The organism is Actinomyces oris (assembly GCF_001937445.1).
GTDB lineage: Bacteria > Actinomycetota > Actinomycetes > Actinomycetales > Actinomycetaceae > Actinomyces > Actinomyces acetigenes.
The window spans coordinates 24,960-39,539 of record NZ_MSKS01000050.1 but is presented as its reverse complement, the minus strand read 5'-3'; the positions used below and the strand labels follow the sequence as shown (position 1 = coordinate 39,539).

The 14,580-nt window shown below is 69.9% G+C and carries 16 protein-coding genes; 6 read left to right on the top strand and 10 right to left on the bottom strand.

The genetic code is table 11. The features are described 5' to 3' along the window. Positions 1-120 precede the first annotated feature (120 nt). The gene (gene dapD / locus BKH20_RS12170; RefSeq protein WP_070659634.1) at positions 121-1,104 is read right to left on the bottom strand and encodes a 2,3,4,5-tetrahydropyridine-2,6-dicarboxylate N-succinyltransferase; all 984 of its coding nucleotides are present in this window, start codon (positions 1,102-1,104) and stop codon (positions 121-123) included. 60 nt (positions 1,105-1,164) lie between these two features. On the opposite strand from dapD, the gene BKH20_RS12165 reads away from it, so the two are divergent. Then, entirely contained in the window at positions 1,165-1,905 is a 741-nt protein-coding gene (locus BKH20_RS12165; protein ID WP_075391273.1) for a histidine phosphatase family protein, read from the top strand. Then, on the top strand, positions 1,902-2,672 hold the full coding sequence (locus BKH20_RS12160; RefSeq protein WP_256693174.1) for a hypothetical protein: 771 nt from the start codon (positions 1,902-1,904) through the stop codon (positions 2,670-2,672). Before BKH20_RS12165 ends, BKH20_RS12160 begins: the two co-directional genes overlap by 4 nt. A 66-nt stretch (positions 2,673-2,738) precedes the next feature. Here the strand turns inward: BKH20_RS12160 and BKH20_RS12155 are convergent, their stop codons facing one another. Beyond that, entirely contained in the window at positions 2,739-3,230 is a 492-nt protein-coding gene (locus BKH20_RS12155) for a PLD nuclease N-terminal domain-containing protein (protein ID WP_075391272.1), read from the bottom strand. A 111-nt stretch (positions 3,231-3,341) separates the two neighbouring features. Here BKH20_RS12155 and BKH20_RS12150 point away from each other — a divergent pair, with 111 nt between their 5' ends. Then, complete coding sequence (locus BKH20_RS12150) at positions 3,342-4,730, top strand: AMP-binding protein (protein ID WP_081381708.1); 1,389 nt, start codon at positions 3,342-3,344, stop codon at positions 4,728-4,730. On the opposite strand, the gene BKH20_RS12145 is transcribed toward BKH20_RS12150, so the two are convergent. Both BKH20_RS12145 and BKH20_RS12140 read right to left on the bottom strand, forming a co-directional pair. Further along, on the bottom strand, positions 4,714-5,646 hold the full coding sequence (locus tag BKH20_RS12145; protein ID WP_075391271.1) for a PfkB family carbohydrate kinase: 933 nt from the start codon (positions 5,644-5,646) through the stop codon (positions 4,714-4,716). The two genes, BKH20_RS12150 and BKH20_RS12145, sit on opposite strands and share 17 nt — an antisense overlap. Beyond that, complete coding sequence (locus BKH20_RS12140; RefSeq protein ID WP_075391270.1) at positions 5,643-6,704, bottom strand: ADP-ribosylglycohydrolase family protein; 1,062 nt, start codon at positions 6,702-6,704, stop codon at positions 5,643-5,645. The genes BKH20_RS12145 and BKH20_RS12140 overlap by 4 nt, the downstream gene beginning before the upstream one ends. A 177-nt stretch (positions 6,705-6,881) precedes the next feature. On the opposite strand from BKH20_RS12140, the gene BKH20_RS12135 reads away from it, so the two are divergent. Next, entirely contained in the window at positions 6,882-7,862 is a 981-nt protein-coding gene (locus tag BKH20_RS12135; RefSeq protein ID WP_075391269.1) for a 1,4-dihydroxy-2-naphthoate polyprenyltransferase, read from the top strand. 378 nt (positions 7,863-8,240) lie between these two features. Next, complete coding sequence (locus BKH20_RS14830) at positions 8,241-8,501, top strand: hypothetical protein (RefSeq protein ID WP_256693173.1); 261 nt, start codon at positions 8,241-8,243, stop codon at positions 8,499-8,501. A 251-nt stretch (positions 8,502-8,752) separates the two neighbouring features. On the opposite strand, the gene BKH20_RS12125 is transcribed toward BKH20_RS14830, so the two are convergent. Both BKH20_RS12125 and BKH20_RS12120 read right to left on the bottom strand, forming a co-directional pair. Continuing rightward, positions 8,753-9,334: a YagU family protein gene (locus BKH20_RS12125; protein WP_075391268.1), complete on the bottom strand. Its 582-nt coding sequence runs from the start codon at positions 9,332-9,334 to the stop codon at positions 8,753-8,755. 279 nt (positions 9,335-9,613) lie between these two features. Next, positions 9,614-10,108: a hypothetical protein gene (locus BKH20_RS12120; RefSeq protein ID WP_075391267.1), complete on the bottom strand. Its 495-nt coding sequence runs from the start codon at positions 10,106-10,108 to the stop codon at positions 9,614-9,616. Between the two features lie 301 nt (positions 10,109-10,409). On the opposite strand from BKH20_RS12120, the gene BKH20_RS14825 reads away from it, so the two are divergent. After that, entirely contained in the window at positions 10,410-10,892 is a 483-nt protein-coding gene (locus BKH20_RS14825) for a hypothetical protein (RefSeq protein WP_075391266.1), read from the top strand. 321 nt (positions 10,893-11,213) lie between these two features. Here the strand turns inward: BKH20_RS14825 and BKH20_RS12110 are convergent, their stop codons facing one another. The 4 genes from BKH20_RS12110 to BKH20_RS12095 all read right to left on the bottom strand — a co-directional run bounded on the left by BKH20_RS12110 (position 11,214) and on the right by BKH20_RS12095 (position 14,542). Beyond that, positions 11,214-12,293, bottom strand: a complete 1,080-nt coding sequence (locus BKH20_RS12110) for a 1,4-dihydroxy-2-naphthoyl-CoA synthase (protein ID WP_075391265.1) — start codon at positions 12,291-12,293, stop codon at positions 11,214-11,216. A 65-nt stretch (positions 12,294-12,358) separates the two neighbouring features. Then, a complete protein-coding gene (locus BKH20_RS12105; protein WP_075391264.1) occupies positions 12,359-13,030 on the bottom strand; it encodes a response regulator in 672 nt (223 codons plus the stop codon). Beyond that, the gene (locus BKH20_RS14820; protein WP_256693179.1) at positions 13,023-13,742 is read right to left on the bottom strand and encodes a hypothetical protein; all 720 of its coding nucleotides are present in this window, start codon (positions 13,740-13,742) and stop codon (positions 13,023-13,025) included. Before BKH20_RS14820 ends, BKH20_RS12105 begins: the two co-directional genes overlap by 8 nt. A 605-nt stretch (positions 13,743-14,347) precedes the next feature. Further along, complete coding sequence (locus BKH20_RS12095) at positions 14,348-14,542, bottom strand: hypothetical protein (protein WP_075391262.1); 195 nt, start codon at positions 14,540-14,542, stop codon at positions 14,348-14,350. Positions 14,543-14,580: the final 38 nt, after the last annotated feature.

Below are 14,580 nucleotides of genomic sequence, written 5' to 3'. Positions count from 1 at the left end.
ATAGAGTGTGAACCCTGTGTTTCGGCGGGTCGTCCAACGCGACCGGCCGCCTCCCGCGGCTGAGGCGGAAGACGGCCGGAACGAGAAACGCGGCGGCGGGGGAGTCGGAGGAGGAGAGCCCTACTGGCCGGCGTGCTGGGGCGGGCCCAGCTCGATGCTCTTGCCGCCGCGGGCCAGGGCCTCGACGGCGCCGGACTGGGAGTTGCGGCGGAACAGGACGTTGGAGGCGCCGGCCAGCTCGCGGGCCGGGACCACGCGCGGCTCCTTGAACAGGCCGTGGTTGCCGGGCACCACGCCGCCCTGCGGCATGAGGGAGACCTTCGTGCCGGCCGTCAGGTACAGGCCGGCCTCGACGACGCAGTCGTCACCCAGCGGGATCCCGAGCCCCGAGTTCGCCCCCAGCAGGCAGCGCTCGCCCAGGGCCACGCGCTGGCGCCGGCCGCCCGAGAGCATGCCCATCGTGGAGGCGCCGCCGCCGACGTCGGAGCCGTCACCGATGACGACCCCCTGGGAGATGCGGCCCTCGACCATGGAGCGCCCCAGCGTCCCGGCGTTGTAGTTGACGAAGCCGGCGTGCATGACCGTGGTGCCCTCGGACAGGTAGGCGCCCAGGCGCACGTTCGCGCCGTTGCCGATGCGCACCCCCGAGGGCAGCACGTAGTCGGTCATGCGGGGGAACTTGTCCACCGAGTGCACCTGGACGGGGCGTCCCACGGCGGCGCGCAGCCGCATGCGGGTGGTCTCGAAGTCCTCGGCGCGGCAGGGGCCGGCGGAGGTCCACACCACGTTGGGCAGGCGGGAGAAGATCCCGTCCAGGTTGACGGTGTTGGGCCGGACCAGGCGGTGGGACAGCGTGTGCAGGCGCAGGTAGGCGCCGGCCACGGTCTGGGGGGCGTCGTCGAGGTCGGCCCAGGTGCGCACCACGGTGGTGTGGACGCCACGGGCCTCATCACGGCGCTCCATGGCGCTCAGGGAGGCCAGGAGGTCGGCGTGCCCGTCCTCGGGCTCGTCACCGAGAACCGGGCGGGGGTACCACACGTCGAGGGTGTTGCCGTCGTCAGTCACGGTCGCCAGACCGAGACCCCATGCGCTGCGAGTCGTCATGGGAACACCCTACGGTCCCCGGTGGCTGACCGTTGCCGGTGGGCGTGCGAGAATCACCGCATGGCGCGCACGACGATCCACCTCATGCGGCACGGCGAGGTGCACAACCCAGGCGGCATCCTCTACGGCCGCCTGCCCGGGTACCACCTGTCGGCCCTGGGCCACCAGATGGCCCAGCAGGTCGCCGACGTCCTGTCCGCATCCGGGCACGACATCACCCGGGTCATCACCTCACCCCTGGAACGGGCCCGGGAGACCGGCGCCCCCACCGCCGCCGCCTTCGGCCTGGTGCCGACGACGGATCCCCGACTCATCGAGGCCGGCAACTCCTTCGAGGGCGTGGCCGTCAACCGCAACCGCTGGATCCTGGCCCACCCCACCTACTGGTCCAGCTACATCAACCCGCTGCGCCCCTCCTGGGGCGAGCCCTACCGGGAGATCGTCGAGCGCATGCGCGGCGCCGTCGTCTCCGCGCTCGACCTCGCCGAGGGCCACGAGGCGCTCCTCGTCTCCCACCAGCTGCCCGTCTGGTCGCTGCGCCTCTTCCTGGAGGGCCGCCCCCTGGCCCACGACCCGCGCCGCCGCCAGTGCGCCCTGGCCTCCCTGACCTCCCTGACCTTCGAGGACCGCACCCTGGTGGGGCTGGCCTACTGGGAGCCGGCCGGCGACTTGCTGCGCCAGGCCCGCGACATGGTGCCCGGCACCTCCTCCGCCCAGACCGCGGGCAGTGCCAGCCCCGGCAGCCCTGTCGTCCCTGCCAGCCCCGTCAGCCCCGACGGGCACGCCGAGGCGGCCCGGTGACCCAGCAGCCGCCCTCGCGCCCGGTCGGCGGCGAGGTCGTGCGCACCGGCCCGCCCGGTGAGGTCATCCGTCCCGGCCGTGCGCGCCCCACCCCGCGCCGCCCCTGGACCGGGCAGGACTTCGTGTGGTGGCACACGGCCGCCGTCCTGACCGCCACCCGCCAGGGCCGCCGCCCCAACCCGGTCTCACCGACCATCGACCCCGTGCGCCCCGCCCTGGGATCCGGGGAGGTCATGTTGGCCACCTGCGACGCCGAGCTGCTCCTGTGGCGGCGCGGGGACGCCACCTACAACCCCTCCCGGGGCTTCTTCCTGGCAGGCGGCCCCGTCGGCCTGGCCCTGACGGCCGCCTTCTTCGGCGGCCAGGCCTACCTCAACCACCGGCGCCGCCGCGCCGCCGAGGCCGACGCCGTCGAGAAGTGGCGCCACCTGGCCGGCGCCCGCCTGAGCGTGTCCACCCACGGCATCTACCTGGGCACGGGGGAGGGCGTCATGCCCATCTCCTACGCCGACATCCAGGAGGTCCAGCTCACCGCCACCGGCGAGATCGTCATCGCCGCCGCCAACGCCTCCGGCTCGGTGCGCCTCAAGATCCGGGCCCAGTGGGCCGAGCTCGTCCTCATCCTGTGGGCGGTGCGCTACATGCCCGAGCACCCCCAGCTCGTCGGGCGCACCTGGATCCCCGGCGACTGGCTCATCCACGCCGCCGCCCACGGCTACGACGTCGACACCACCACCTGGCCCCAGGCCCGCCCCGCCCTGCCCTGAGTCCGGGGCGCCGAGGCCGGGCCGGCGCGCTTCCGGTCAGCGTGGGTCAGTGCTGGTTGGTGCTGATCAGTGCGAGTCGGTTCCGGAGCGGTCGGTCCCGCCCGTCTCGCCGGCGTCAGTGTCCTTGTTGGCCCGGTTGGTCCGGTCGGCCCCGCCGGCCCCGCCCGCGTCCGCGCCCTCATCGTTGTCGCTGGCGTCGTGACCGCCGGTGGGCTCTTGAGGGTGGTGCTTGCGACGGCGGATGTCCTGCTCCAGATCCCTGAGGAACTCCGGGTCGTCGTCGGGCGCCATGGGGCGGGCGCGCTGCGGGCGACGGAAGGTCGTGCCCTCCCGGGAGGACCACACGGTGGGCTCGACGTAGCCACCGCGCTCCTCAGCGGCCTTGACCCGCGAGACGATGATCCAGGCGATCGGGCCGATGGTCGGGAACAGGACGACCAGGGTGATCCACAGGTACTTCGGCATCCGCGCCGGCATGCTCTCATCCGGCGTGCGTGCGCAGTCCAACAGGGCGTACAGCGTCAGAGCGAACACCAGGACGATGAGGACGATACGCATGCGCCAACCCTAACCGAGCCGCACGGTCCCGCAGGCCCCGCACCTGCCCGGGACCTGCCACCCAGCCGTCTGCCCATCCCCATTGGGCCCGGGCCGTGGCACGATCATGGGGTGCCCGACCCGCCCTCCCTCCGCCTCATGACCGGTGGAACCGCCCCCGACGACGTCGCCGCCCTGCGCGCAGCCCTCGCCGAGCGCCTGGCCCTGCGCGGCCTGCTCACCAGTCCCGACGGCCGGCCCGCCCCCGCAGCCGTGGGAGAAGCAGACCGGACCGACGCGCCTCCTCCGCTGCTCGTCCCCATCGGCCCTGGGGAGGACGAGGGCCGGGTCCGCGCCGACCTGGCCCGCCGCATCACCCGCGTCCCCGCACGCACCGACCTCATCCTGCGCACCTCCGGCTCCACCACCGGCACCGGACGGCTCATCGCCATGAGCGCTGCCGCCCTCATGGCCTCCGCCCGTGCCACCCATGCGCGCCTCGGCGGCCCGGGAACCTGGCTCCTGACCCTGCCCACCCACCACGTCGCCGGCCTGCAGATCCTCACCCGCTCCCTGGAGGCCGGAACCGAGCCCGTCGTGGTCGACACGAGCGCAGGCTTCAGCCCGACGGCGCTCGCGGAGGCCCTCAGCTCGGCGCGCCCGTCCACCGGGGCGGCCGCCTCCCGGCTCTACGTCTCCCTGGTCCCCACCCAGCTGGTGCGCGTCCTACAGGATCCGCAGGCCCGCCGGGCCCTGGCAGAAGCCGACGCCGTCCTCCTGGGCGGCGCCGCCGCAGACCCCGCGCTGCTGGACCGGGCCCGCGGGGTGGGCATCACCGTGGTCACCACCTACGGCATGAGCGAGACCGGCGGGGGCTGCGTCTACAACGGCCGCCCCCTGGAGGGGGTCGAGGTCACCATCCAGGCCCCCGACGCCGAGGGCTCCGGCCGCATCCTCATCTCCGGTCCGGTCCTGGCCGAGGACTACCTCCAGCCCCCCAGCCACAGTCCCGCAGACAGTCCCGCAGACAGCCCCGGCGGCAGATCCGGTGACGGCGGGGGCTTTCACCGCAGCGGCGCCAGGCGCGTCCTGGCCACCTCCGACCGCGGCCGGCTGCACCCCGACGGGCGTCTGGAGGTCCTGGGCCGCCTGGACGACGTCATCATCACCGGGGGCGTCAAGGTTGAGCCCCGCCACGTGGAGGAGGCCCTCACCGGTATCGACGGCGTTGCCGAGGCCTGCGTCGTCGGCCTGCCCGACGAGCAGTGGGGAAGCCGCGTCGTCGCCGCCGTCGTGCTCGAACCGGTTGGGCAGCCGGGCCGCTTGAAGCGTTGGGACGGCACCGCCCTGCGTGAGGCGGTCCGCGCCCGGCTGGATGGCGCCCACGCCCCCAAACGGGTCGTCGTCCTGGAGGCCCTGCCGCTGCGCCCCAGCGGGAAGGTCGACCGGCGCGAGGTCGCCCGGCTCCTGGCCGCGACCGCGACAGATGTGACCTCGGAGCTCCTTACGCCAGAGCTCTGATCTCCGCCTCACTCGGGCAGGTGGCCGGGCCGAAGCGCGTCGTGGTCAAGGCGCCGGCCACATTCGCCCAGCGCAGCGCCGTCGTCAGGTCGACGCCCCGGGCCAGGGCCGCCGCCAGGACACCGGAGTGCGCGTCACCGGCCCCGTTGGTGTCCACCGGCGTCACCGGGATGCTTGGGGTATGGCACGCCTCGCCGCCGTCGGAGAACCAGGAGCCCTGCTCCCCGGCCCGCACCAGTACCGTGCCGAGCCGACCCGATAGCGCCTCGCAGACTCCGGCGTGGTCACCGGCCTCCACCCGCAGCTCCAGGCGGTCGGCGAGAAGCCCGGCCTCACGCTCATTGAGCGACCAGACAGGCCCCAGCGCACCAAGGTGCTCCAGCGAGCTCATGGGGACCGAACCAACCATGGGGGAGACGTCGAACAGTGCCGTGCACCCCGCCCGGGCCTTGGTCAGTCTCCCGGCCAACCGCTCCAGCGCCACCCTGGAGGCAGGATCGGCCAGGGAGTAGCCGGAGAGGTAGACGACGTCGTCGCCGCTCACCTCCAGATGGTCGAAGGCATCCACCGGGCCACGAGTCTCGGCCCCGCAGGTGGAGATGAAGGTGCGCTCGGCCCTCGCATCGGTCATGGCCACGCAGTAGCCCTGGTCGCCGGGTGCGACCGGGCCGACATGGTCCACCCCGATCTCCTCCAGGGCCCGCCGGGCCGCCTCAGCGAAGGGCCCCTCGCCCAGCGGCCCGGCGTACAGGGTCTCGACCCCCATCCGGCGGGCGGCGGCCAGCACGTTGAATCCACCGCCGACGGCCATGGAGGACTCGTCGGCGAACACGTCACCGCCGGGCTCGGGAATCGCCTCGATGCGCAAGGTCAGGTCAATGACGACCTGGCCGGTGTGAATGACCCGTCCCGTCATGGTCGCCTCTGCTCCGGAGCGTCTTGCTGACAGTGCCCGCTGCCGCCGCGCAGCGCCAGCAGCGCCTCACAGACCGGCTCGAGCCTCAGGCCGGAGCGCTCCAGCACCCGATCGACCAGCTCGACTGGAAGAAGACGGGGCGCGCTCGCACCCAGGACCGCACCGGCCATCGCGGCAATGGTGTCAGTATCTCCCCCGAGCTCGGCGGCGAAGCACAGCCCGTCCAGGGGCCGCTGCGCGAACTCCCGCATGATCACCAGCGCGCAGGGGACCGACTCGGCCGACTCCACCGAGGTTCCGACGTAGGTGCGCAGATGCTCGGCCAGGGCCTCCCCGTGCAGGTCGCGACTCGTCTCCAGGGCCAGGCGGGTGCGGGCGGCAACGGAGGCCTTCTCCGTCCAGTGGCCCGCCTCGGGGTGGGCGGCCACGAAGTCCAGCGCCGCCCCCAACGCACCCGCCGCGTCGACGCCGTCGATGGCAGCGCTGACCGCTGCGGCGAGGAGACCTGCGGCCTCGAAGCCCTGCCGGGTGTCGTGGGTGACCAGGCAGGAGGCCTGAACGGCCCGGGCCAGCGCGTCGCCGTCGGCGCTCACGGAGAAAGCGATGCCGACTGGAGCCACCCGCATCGCGGCGCCGTTGGTGGTGCCCTGTCTGCCGGTGCAGTGCGGGTCCGCCCCGGCGCGCACCTGCTCCAGGGCGAGCTTGGTGGAAGGTCCCAGCAGGTCCAGGGACCCGCGGGCGCGCATATCGTCCTCCCAGCGCAGGAGGGCTTCGGCGAGCTGGTGGGGGTCGATGCGGCCGCCACCGTCGATGAGGAGACCGGCCAGGATGAGAGCCTGCTCAGTGTCGTCCGTGATGCTGCCGGCAGGCACTGAGGGGGCGATGGGCTGCTCGGCGACGGCGTCGCGCAGCCCAGTGATCTCGCCGTAGTACCGGCGGATCTGTGTTGGGCTCATCGACTGGGTGGGCATCCCCAGCGCGTCGCCAAGGGCCAGCCCGGTCAGCGCTCCGAGGGCGCGTTCGCGTGCCGGGGGCTCAGCCGCCGCGGGCCCAGACATGGATGAAGGAGTGCGAGGGCGGGGATCGGGGTGTCTCACGGAGGTCCTTCTGGCGATCACGATGCCGGCTGCCTCACCGGCCGAGGTGTGGCTCAGGCGCCCGACGCGGGTCGGCCACGGCGCTGGTAGGGTCACTGCCGCCTACCCTAGAGGACTGCGAGAGGATCGGAGGAAGCCGTGAGCGGCGAGAACGGCGAGCACGCGCAGGACAGCGGTCCCCGCGCCACCAGCTGGGGGGAGGTGGTGCGTCTGCGCACCCTGCCGGCCGCCGTCGCCCCCGTCATCCTGGGCGCCGGGGCGGCCGCCGCGATGGGGGAGCTCTCAGTGGTGCGGAGCCTGCTGGCCGCGGGCGTGGCCTTGGCGCTGCAGATCGGCTGCAACCTGGCCAATGACTACTCCGACGGCGTGCGCGGCACCGACGACGATCGCACCGGGCCGCCGCGCCTGACCGCCTCCGGGCAGGTCGCCCCCCGTGCCGTCAAGCTCGCCGCCTTCGGCTGCTTCGGGCTCGGAGCCCTCCTGGGGCTGGCCCTCGTGGTCCTCAGCGGCCAGTGGTGGCTGCTGGTCGTCGGAGCCGCAGCGATCGCGGCCGCATGGTTCTACACCGGAGGCTCCCACCCCTACGGCTACGCCGGCCTGGGGGAGGTCTTCGTCTTCATCTTCTTCGGCCTGGTGGCCACGGTGGGCACCACCTACGTCCAGACCGGCTCGCTGCCGGGGTGGCTGTGGCCCTCGGCCTGCGGGATCGGCCTGCTCGCCTGCTCCCTGCTCATGGTCAACAACCTGCGCGACATCGACACCGACCCCGCCCACGGCAAGATGACCCTGGCGGTCCGCCTGGGGGAGGGGGGCGCCCGACGCGCCTTCTCCCTCATGCTTCACGTGCCCCTGCTGCTGGGGGCCGTCGCCCTGGTGTGGGCGCGCGAGACCGGATCAGCCAGCCCCGTCGACGGCGGGGGACACATCAGCCCGCTGCTGACCCTGGTCATCGCGTTGGCGGCGCCGCTCCTGCTCCTGCCGCTGGTGCGGCGGGCCACCGCGCCAGTGCGCTCCGGCGCCCGGGGGCGTGATCTCATCGCCTCCCTGCGTGATGCGGGCCTGCTGGAGCTGGCCTACGGTGTCGTCTTCGCTGCAGCCACCATCATCATCACCCTGTGAGCCCGGGCTCGGGAGAGCGTCAATCTCATGCGGGGAGCTCTCAGGGCGTCAACGAAGTACATCGACTGGGCGATGGTTCCATCCCGCTGGATCGAGCGGCGCTTCCTTGTCTTCACGGGCGCTGCGCAACCCGGGATACATCCTCCTTCATCTCGTCATGTTCCCGCTCCTGGCTGCCACCGCAGGAATCGCCGCTGGAGTCCTTCTGGTACTGACAGGGGCCTCCAGTGAGACCATGACGGGTGCCTATGTCCTCGGTGGCCTGGTTGTGGCCTCTCTCATGGCCTACCGACTGCTGAGCTTCACCGTGTTCAACGCCTCGGGCGTGCACAGCTTCCGGTTCATCGGATGCTGGTGGTGGCGCAAGGACATCCCTGGGTGGCCTTTCGCGAGACGGCGCGTGTGGACCTCCAGGAGGCGCCCTATGACATCCACGGCTTCACACCTCCCGACACCCACAACTTGGCGCTGCATCTGACGGCCATGGAGGAGTGGGCCGGATTCGTCGAGGCCGGGGTGGTTCAGGGCGATCGCTCTGTTCCGGTGGCGGGCCTCCCACTCGCGGACCGTCTGGCGCTGGCCGAGGCCTTCGAGGAGCAGCACGACTCCTGGCCGCGCCTTCTCGCCTCGCGTTCGTAGGGTAGGCCTCCGGTTCGTACCCTTAACCCCCGAACGCGAGACCTAAGGTACGAACGCGACGGCGGCCTACGCACCCGGCCCCGCCTCCAGGACCGCAGCCTGCCCAGGGTTCCCGCCCGAACGAGCGCCTCAGAAGCCATGTCAGTCACATGTCTCAGAAGTGAGGAGACAGCACAGAGCCCCCGACCCTCGTGGAGTACTGGCGGATGCCGACCGCCGCACCTATGAGAGAACCACCAAGCCCTGCGGGCTCAGCGGGCCGGTTCGGCGTCGAGCGGAACCCACGGGTCGGGCTGGTGGGTGATGCGGTTGCGCACGTCCCGGCGCACGAGCTCAATCGACCACAACCAGATGACGTGCCCCAGCGCCTCGGAGAAGTGCTCCGCCCAGGTCTGCCCACCGTCGACCCACGGGAAGGGCGAGGGGACCGTGCCCGTCAGCGGCATGAGCACCAGGTGCGCCCCCACCCACACGAGCAGACCGAAGGCGGCCCCCTGCCACAGCGTGATCGACTTGTAGTACTCCGCCATGACGCAGTAGAAGACGGCGAAGACGATCGCGAAGCTGAAGTGGATGATGAAGGAGTAGATCGGCAGCCCCTCGTTGCCGTTGAAGGTGACGCCGGTGTGGGACTGCTCCGGGCTCATCCCCAGCTGCTCCAGGAGCTGCTGGGGCGGGTTGGTGGCGTTGCGCTCCGGGGTGCGGGGCGGGAAGGGGACCTCCCAGCCGAACTTGACGATGGCGGAGAAGAGGCCTCCGATGATGCCGACGACGATCGCGGTTCCGACTCGACGCCGCGTTGGGTCGGTCCTCCTCAGCAGGGTGGACAGCATGGGTGTCTCCAGAGGTTGGGAACATGCACGGGAACCGGGTCGGTGGACGGCTTGCAGATCGAACGGTGTCTTAGTCGTCCGTTGTCCACCGACCCGGCCTCCCGGAAGCCTGGCATGGGAGGCAGCCGGGCCGCAACGTTGCCATCATCCCCTCCGGTCCCCTCCGCTGCGCCGAGGCGCGGCCGAGGCGCCGAACCGTGGAGAAAAGCCGGCGAGGGCCTCGCCGCAGTCGGTGCTGCCGCGAGGCCCTCGCCAGACGGGTCGTGCAGGTCTGCCGGCTCAGTTGCCGCCGCCCTGCTGGCCACCCTGCTGGGTGCCGGCGCTGCTGTCCGCACCGCCCTGCTGCTGGCCACCCTGCTGTCCGGGCTGCTGTCCTTCCTGGTGCTGGCCGCCGGGCTGGTTGTCGCCCTGAATGGAGCCACCCTGCTGCTGGCCGCCCTGCTGGCCACCGGGCTGGTTGTCGCCGCCAGGCTGCTGGCCACCCTGCTGGGTGCCGGCGCTGCTGTCCGCACCACCCTGCTGGTGGTCGCCGCCGGGCTGCTGGCCCTGAGAGACGGTGGGGTGAGCGCTTCCGCCGTTGGTGCCACCGGTCGTCTTGCTGTCAGCGCTGGGCGTGGCGGCCCCACCGTCGCTGGTCTTGCCCGCGGTCTGGTTGGTGGCGGGAGTGGTCGAGTCGCTCGAACCGGAGCCCGAGCAGGCCGCCAGACCGAGTCCGGCGGTGACGATGAGGAGCGAGGTGGCGAGGGTCTTGGCACGTGTAGCGGTGAATCGCATGAGATCTCCTATGCGCTTGCTGGTGCAGTATCAGTGCGGGATGGCCCGCTCTTGCGGGTCCGGAGACGACGTCGTCCATGGAGCTCGAGGAAGAGCTTGACGACGCCCGTCACGAGTGATGATCGTCATAGACGGCTATGCGGTTGTTCGACAATCCCCGTTGCCGGTGGCTCCGAACCTCTTTCGAGACTAGCAACAAGAAACTGACCGAATGGGTGAAGTATCGTGACAACCGTCTCGAGTCTCGTGGCCATCGGGCTACTGGAGAGCTCATCGCGGGTATCTCCCGCGCGTTCCTCCCGTGCTCCCCGTCATCCTCCTCTCCGCAGAAGCGCGGGGCGCACGCGGTGGTGACAAGGGGGCCGACGGCGGCTTCGCCTCCCGCTTCCACCCCCGCCTCGCGGTCACCTACTTTGTGGTCGGTTTCACGCTCTTGGCGCTCCTGGGGTCTATCCTGCTGAGCCTGCTCCACCTGCCGCAGGACCTCATCCGCTGGATCGGCATCGTCATGCTCGGGCTGGGCGTGGAGCTGATCCTGGACGTCCCGGCCGCGCTCCAGTGCCATCTGCCCGACTACACCGCCTCCGGCCTGCAGGTGATCGGCGCCCGCCCCGGAGTGCGCCTTCGCGACGAGACTCACGAGGGTGCCGGCCAGGCCGGCACCATGACCGGCTCGCCGAGCCCCACACCCTCGGCCGACCTCACCGGGGACTCCACCTGGCGGCGAACCGAGGGGCGGGGTGTGGTGGCGCGGGGTGACATGAGCACCCAAATCGTGATGTAGATAACAGTAAAGTCGCTTCGAAGAGGCCGGCCTCGATGCTGATGGATGTCAGTGCCTCTGAGGCGTTTTCCTGTCATTCCGCGGTTTTCTGAGGCTGGGCGGACGTGGCGGGTGACGAGGGCGGTCATCGTCGCGATGAGCGGGCAACAATGTGCACTTCTATTTCCGACTCCGGCGGGAATCGGAGGGGAATGTCGAGGGTGCGAGTTCCTTTCGGAATATTCTCTTCATTCCGGTCCTCGCCACAATTCTGAATGCTCTTGGGATATCGCCCCGGAGTCCTCATAGGCGGTCGCGCTGACGGCTCATAGTCAGAAATGGTCAGAAGTAGTACGGGAAGGATGACCAGTCGGGGGTACGGCGCTGAAGGAATGCATCGCGCCCCTCCACGGCCTCGTCAGTCATGTAGGCCAGGCGCGTGGCCTCGCCGGCGAAGACCTGCTGGCCGGCCAAGCCGTCGTCGGCCAGGTTGAAGGCGAGCTTGAGCATGCGGATGGCCTGCGGGGACTTGCCCGCCACCGTGGCCGCGTACTCCAGGGCCCGTTCCTCGAGCTCGGCGTGGGGGACCGCCTCATTGACGACGCCCCAGCGCTCGGCGGTGACGGCGTCGTAGGTGCGGGCCAGGAAGAAGATCTCGCGGGCCCGCTTGTCCCCGACCTGCCGGGCCAGGAGCGCGGAGCCGTAGCCGGCGTCGAAGCTGCCGACATCGGCGTCGGTCTGCTTGAAGCGCGCGTGCTCGATCGAGGCCAGCGACAGGTCGCACACGACGTTGAGACTGTGACCGCCACCGGCGGCCCAGCCCGGGACGGCGGCGATGACCGCCTTGGGCATGGTGCGGATGAGGCGCTGAACCTCCAGGATGTGGAGCCGGCCGGCCCGTGCGGTGTCGAGGCGGGCCTGGGCGGCGGCGACGTCGGCCTCGTGGCTGTAGGCGCGGTCCTCAGACTCGCCTGCGGCCGTCGGGGACTGTGGCGAGTCCTCCTGCTCGTAGCGGTAGCCGTCCCGACCGCGGATGCGCTGGTCGCCGCCGGAGGAGAAGGCCCAGCCGCCGTCGCGCGGGGAGGGGCCGTTGCCGGTGAGGATGACGGCGCCGACGTCGCCGCTCATGCGCGCGTGGTCCAGGACCCGGTAGAGCTCGTCGACGGTGCGGGGGCGGAAGGCGTTACGCACCTCGGGCCGGTTGAAAGCCACCCGGACTACCGGCAGGTCCCGGAGCCAAGCGCCGTTCTCGCCCCGGACGCAGCCCCTGTGGTAGGTGATATCCGTGAGAGCCTGCGCCCGCTGCTGGGAGGGGTCCGTGCCGGCCTCGGCATGGGGGAAACCGGACACCTCCCGCCAGCGGGCGGGGGAGAAGATCTCTGAGACTCGGCGCGGCAACGGGTGAACGGAGGTGGTGTTCATGGCCTCAGCGTAGGGCCACCGGGGCTCGACCCCACCCCTGGGTGCCGGTGCGGTGGCCGTGGCCCCTAGTTCCCCAGGGCCGCGGCGATGAGCTCGGTGCGCGAGGTGTGGCCGAGGCGGTGGAGGACCTCGGAGACGTAGATGCGCACGGTGTTCTCAGAGATGCCGAGCTTGCGGGCGATGCGCCGGTTGGTCAGCCCCTCCAGGAGGCAGGTGTAGATGTCTCGGAGGCGGGGCGGCAGCTCGTTGACCAGCTCCTGGATGCGGGCCTCCGCGGTGGCGCGCTTCTGCTCGGACTGGTAGGCGTTGACGAGCATCTTCGTGGGGCGTGAGGACATGACGGGCTCGCCACGGCTGGCGCGCAGCAGCGCCGCAGCGACGTTCTCGGTGCTCTCGTCCTTGGTGATGAAGCCGTTGACGCCCTCGGCCAGGGCCTCGGCGAGCATCTCGTCACGGCTGAAGACGGTGAACATGACAATGGGCATCCTGGGGAAGCGCTCATAGATCGCTCTGGCGGTCTGGGCACCATCCATCTCCGGCATGTCGCTGTCCAGCAGGACGACGTCGATCGGCTGCTGCCCGGTCATGAGCAGACTGATGGCCTGCCGTCCGCCGGAGGCGGCGGCGACGACGGTAATGGCCCGCTGCGAATCGAGCTGTTCGGCGAAGGTGGTGCGAATGAGCGGGTCGTCATCAACGATGAGGACTCGCAGGGAACGCAGGGTGTGACTAGGCATAAGCGGCTCCGTCCGGTGGCGACATGAGGGATCTCGCATTAGTGGTTGGTGTGGCGATCTCGTTCCAGGGAAGACTGGCGAGAACGGTCCAGGAGGCTCCGATCCGGTTCGAGCTCAAGGAACCCCCGGCATTCTCGAACCGGTCTTGGAGGGCCCATAAACCGTACCCCCCGTGCATCTCCTCGGGCACCTTCTGATCATGCCAGGGTGAGCTGAAGCTGATGAAAAGGGTGTCCTGCTCCTGCTCCACGAAGAGGGAGACAAGGTCGCGGGGGAAGTTGTACTTGAGGGCGTTGAGGGTGTTCTCGCGGATGAAGGCGACCAGGAGCCGGCCGAGCTCGGAGCGGTGCAGCGCCGGAATCCTCTCGATGCCGTCGAGGTCGGCGTCCAGAACGATCTCGCGCTGGGCCAGCGTGGAGACGCTGGAGTCGACGATCTCCTGAAGGGTGGGCTCCTCCTTGGGCGGCCCCTGGGAGACGGCGAGGTTGTGGATGAGCAGGCGCAGGTGGGCGAGGGCCTGCTGGGTCCGGTCCTGCAGGTCGAGGACGCGGTCGCGGTCATCGCCGAGGGGGAGCCTGATGGAGCGGGAGATGATGAGCATGCGGGTGAGGTCGGCTGCCAGGTCGTCATGGAGGCTGTCGGCGATATCGCGGCGCAGCTGCTGAATGAGCTCGGCAGCAATCTCCTTGGAACGCTCCGCCTCCCGCTGCATCTCCTCCAAACGGTCTTTGGTATTGCGGATCAGGAGCCCGAGGGAGGCGAACAGGGTTCCCCAGAATACTGTCCAGACTGTCACGGGAAGGAAAGGGATCCCTGCAATGAGCTGCGCCAGAAAGAACACGGAGAGCTGGATAAGGGCGAGTTTGGATTTCTTTGCTGCCGTGAGGTCGGCGACTATAATGTATACAAGAACCCATGCCCACGCCAGGCGTGATCCTGCAACGGAAAAGATGATGAGGAGTGCGATGGAAAAGGTGGCCATCCCGACTCGTCGATCTTTTGTGTAGACATACGGGAGGAACGAGAGTATCTGAAATATTTCTCCAATAACTATTGCATTATTTATGTTATCTTTGAGAGTGAGGTAGGTGAAGGCATCCAAAAGGATGAGGGGGATGATGAATGAAATGAGAGTGGCTCGCCTCAGGCGTGGCAAAAACCTCTGGTGTCGCATCCAGAGTCGTGATAGGAAACTATCGTTCTGCATGGTCCTTGAGGTGGGTGCCGATGTTGTGATTGAGGCTTATCTTGGGTATTTGGTGGCGGAAAAATGCCGCCATCCCTAAGGGGCGGGCTTAGGGATGGCGGCGACATTTCTCAGGAGTACCAGCGGTTCTTCGACCAGTCGCACAACATGGAGGGCGGGAAGACGCAGAAGTCGTAGTAGGGCTTCCCGAAGAAGCTTGCTGAGTCGTCGTGTCGTGCGGGGGCGGTGGCCGGCGCGGCGCTGGCCGGCGCGGCGAAGCCCGCCAGGAGCAGGGCGACAAGGGAGATGCGGACGACAGATTTCATGGAGGGAACTCCTGTCTCGGGGGTGTTATGAACAATTT

Bases quoted from the DNA above. Each gene is read 5' to 3' on its own strand.
- BKH20_RS12120 (WP_075391267.1), bottom strand. From the start codon at position 10,108: ATGCGATTCACCGCTACACGTGCCAAGACCCTCGCCACCTCGCTCCTC.
- BKH20_RS14820 (WP_256693179.1), bottom strand. From the start codon at position 13,742: ATGCAGCGGGAGGCGGAGCGTTCCAAGGAGATTGCTGCCGAGCTCATT.
- BKH20_RS12140 (WP_075391270.1), bottom strand. From the start codon at position 6,704: ATGTCTGGGCCCGCGGCGGCTGAGCCCCCGGCACGCGAACGCGCCCTC.
- BKH20_RS12105 (WP_075391264.1), bottom strand. From the start codon at position 13,030: ATGCCTAGTCACACCCTGCGTTCCCTGCGAGTCCTCATCGTTGATGAC.
- BKH20_RS12125 (WP_075391268.1), bottom strand. From the start codon at position 9,334: ATGCTGTCCACCCTGCTGAGGAGGACCGACCCAACGCGGCGTCGAGTC.
- dapD (WP_070659634.1), bottom strand. From the start codon at position 1,104: ATGACGACTCGCAGCGCATGGGGTCTCGGTCTGGCGACCGTGACTGAC.
- BKH20_RS12110 (WP_075391265.1), bottom strand. From the start codon at position 12,293: ATGAACACCACCTCCGTTCACCCGTTGCCGCGCCGAGTCTCAGAGATC.
- BKH20_RS12095 (WP_075391262.1), bottom strand. From the start codon at position 14,542: ATGAAATCTGTCGTCCGCATCTCCCTTGTCGCCCTGCTCCTGGCGGGC.
- BKH20_RS12165 (WP_075391273.1), top strand. From the start codon at position 1,165: ATGGCGCGCACGACGATCCACCTCATGCGGCACGGCGAGGTGCACAAC.
- BKH20_RS12145 (WP_075391271.1), bottom strand. From the start codon at position 5,646: ATGACGGGACGGGTCATTCACACCGGCCAGGTCGTCATTGACCTGACC.
- BKH20_RS12155 (WP_075391272.1), bottom strand. From the start codon at position 3,230: ATGCGTATCGTCCTCATCGTCCTGGTGTTCGCTCTGACGCTGTACGCC.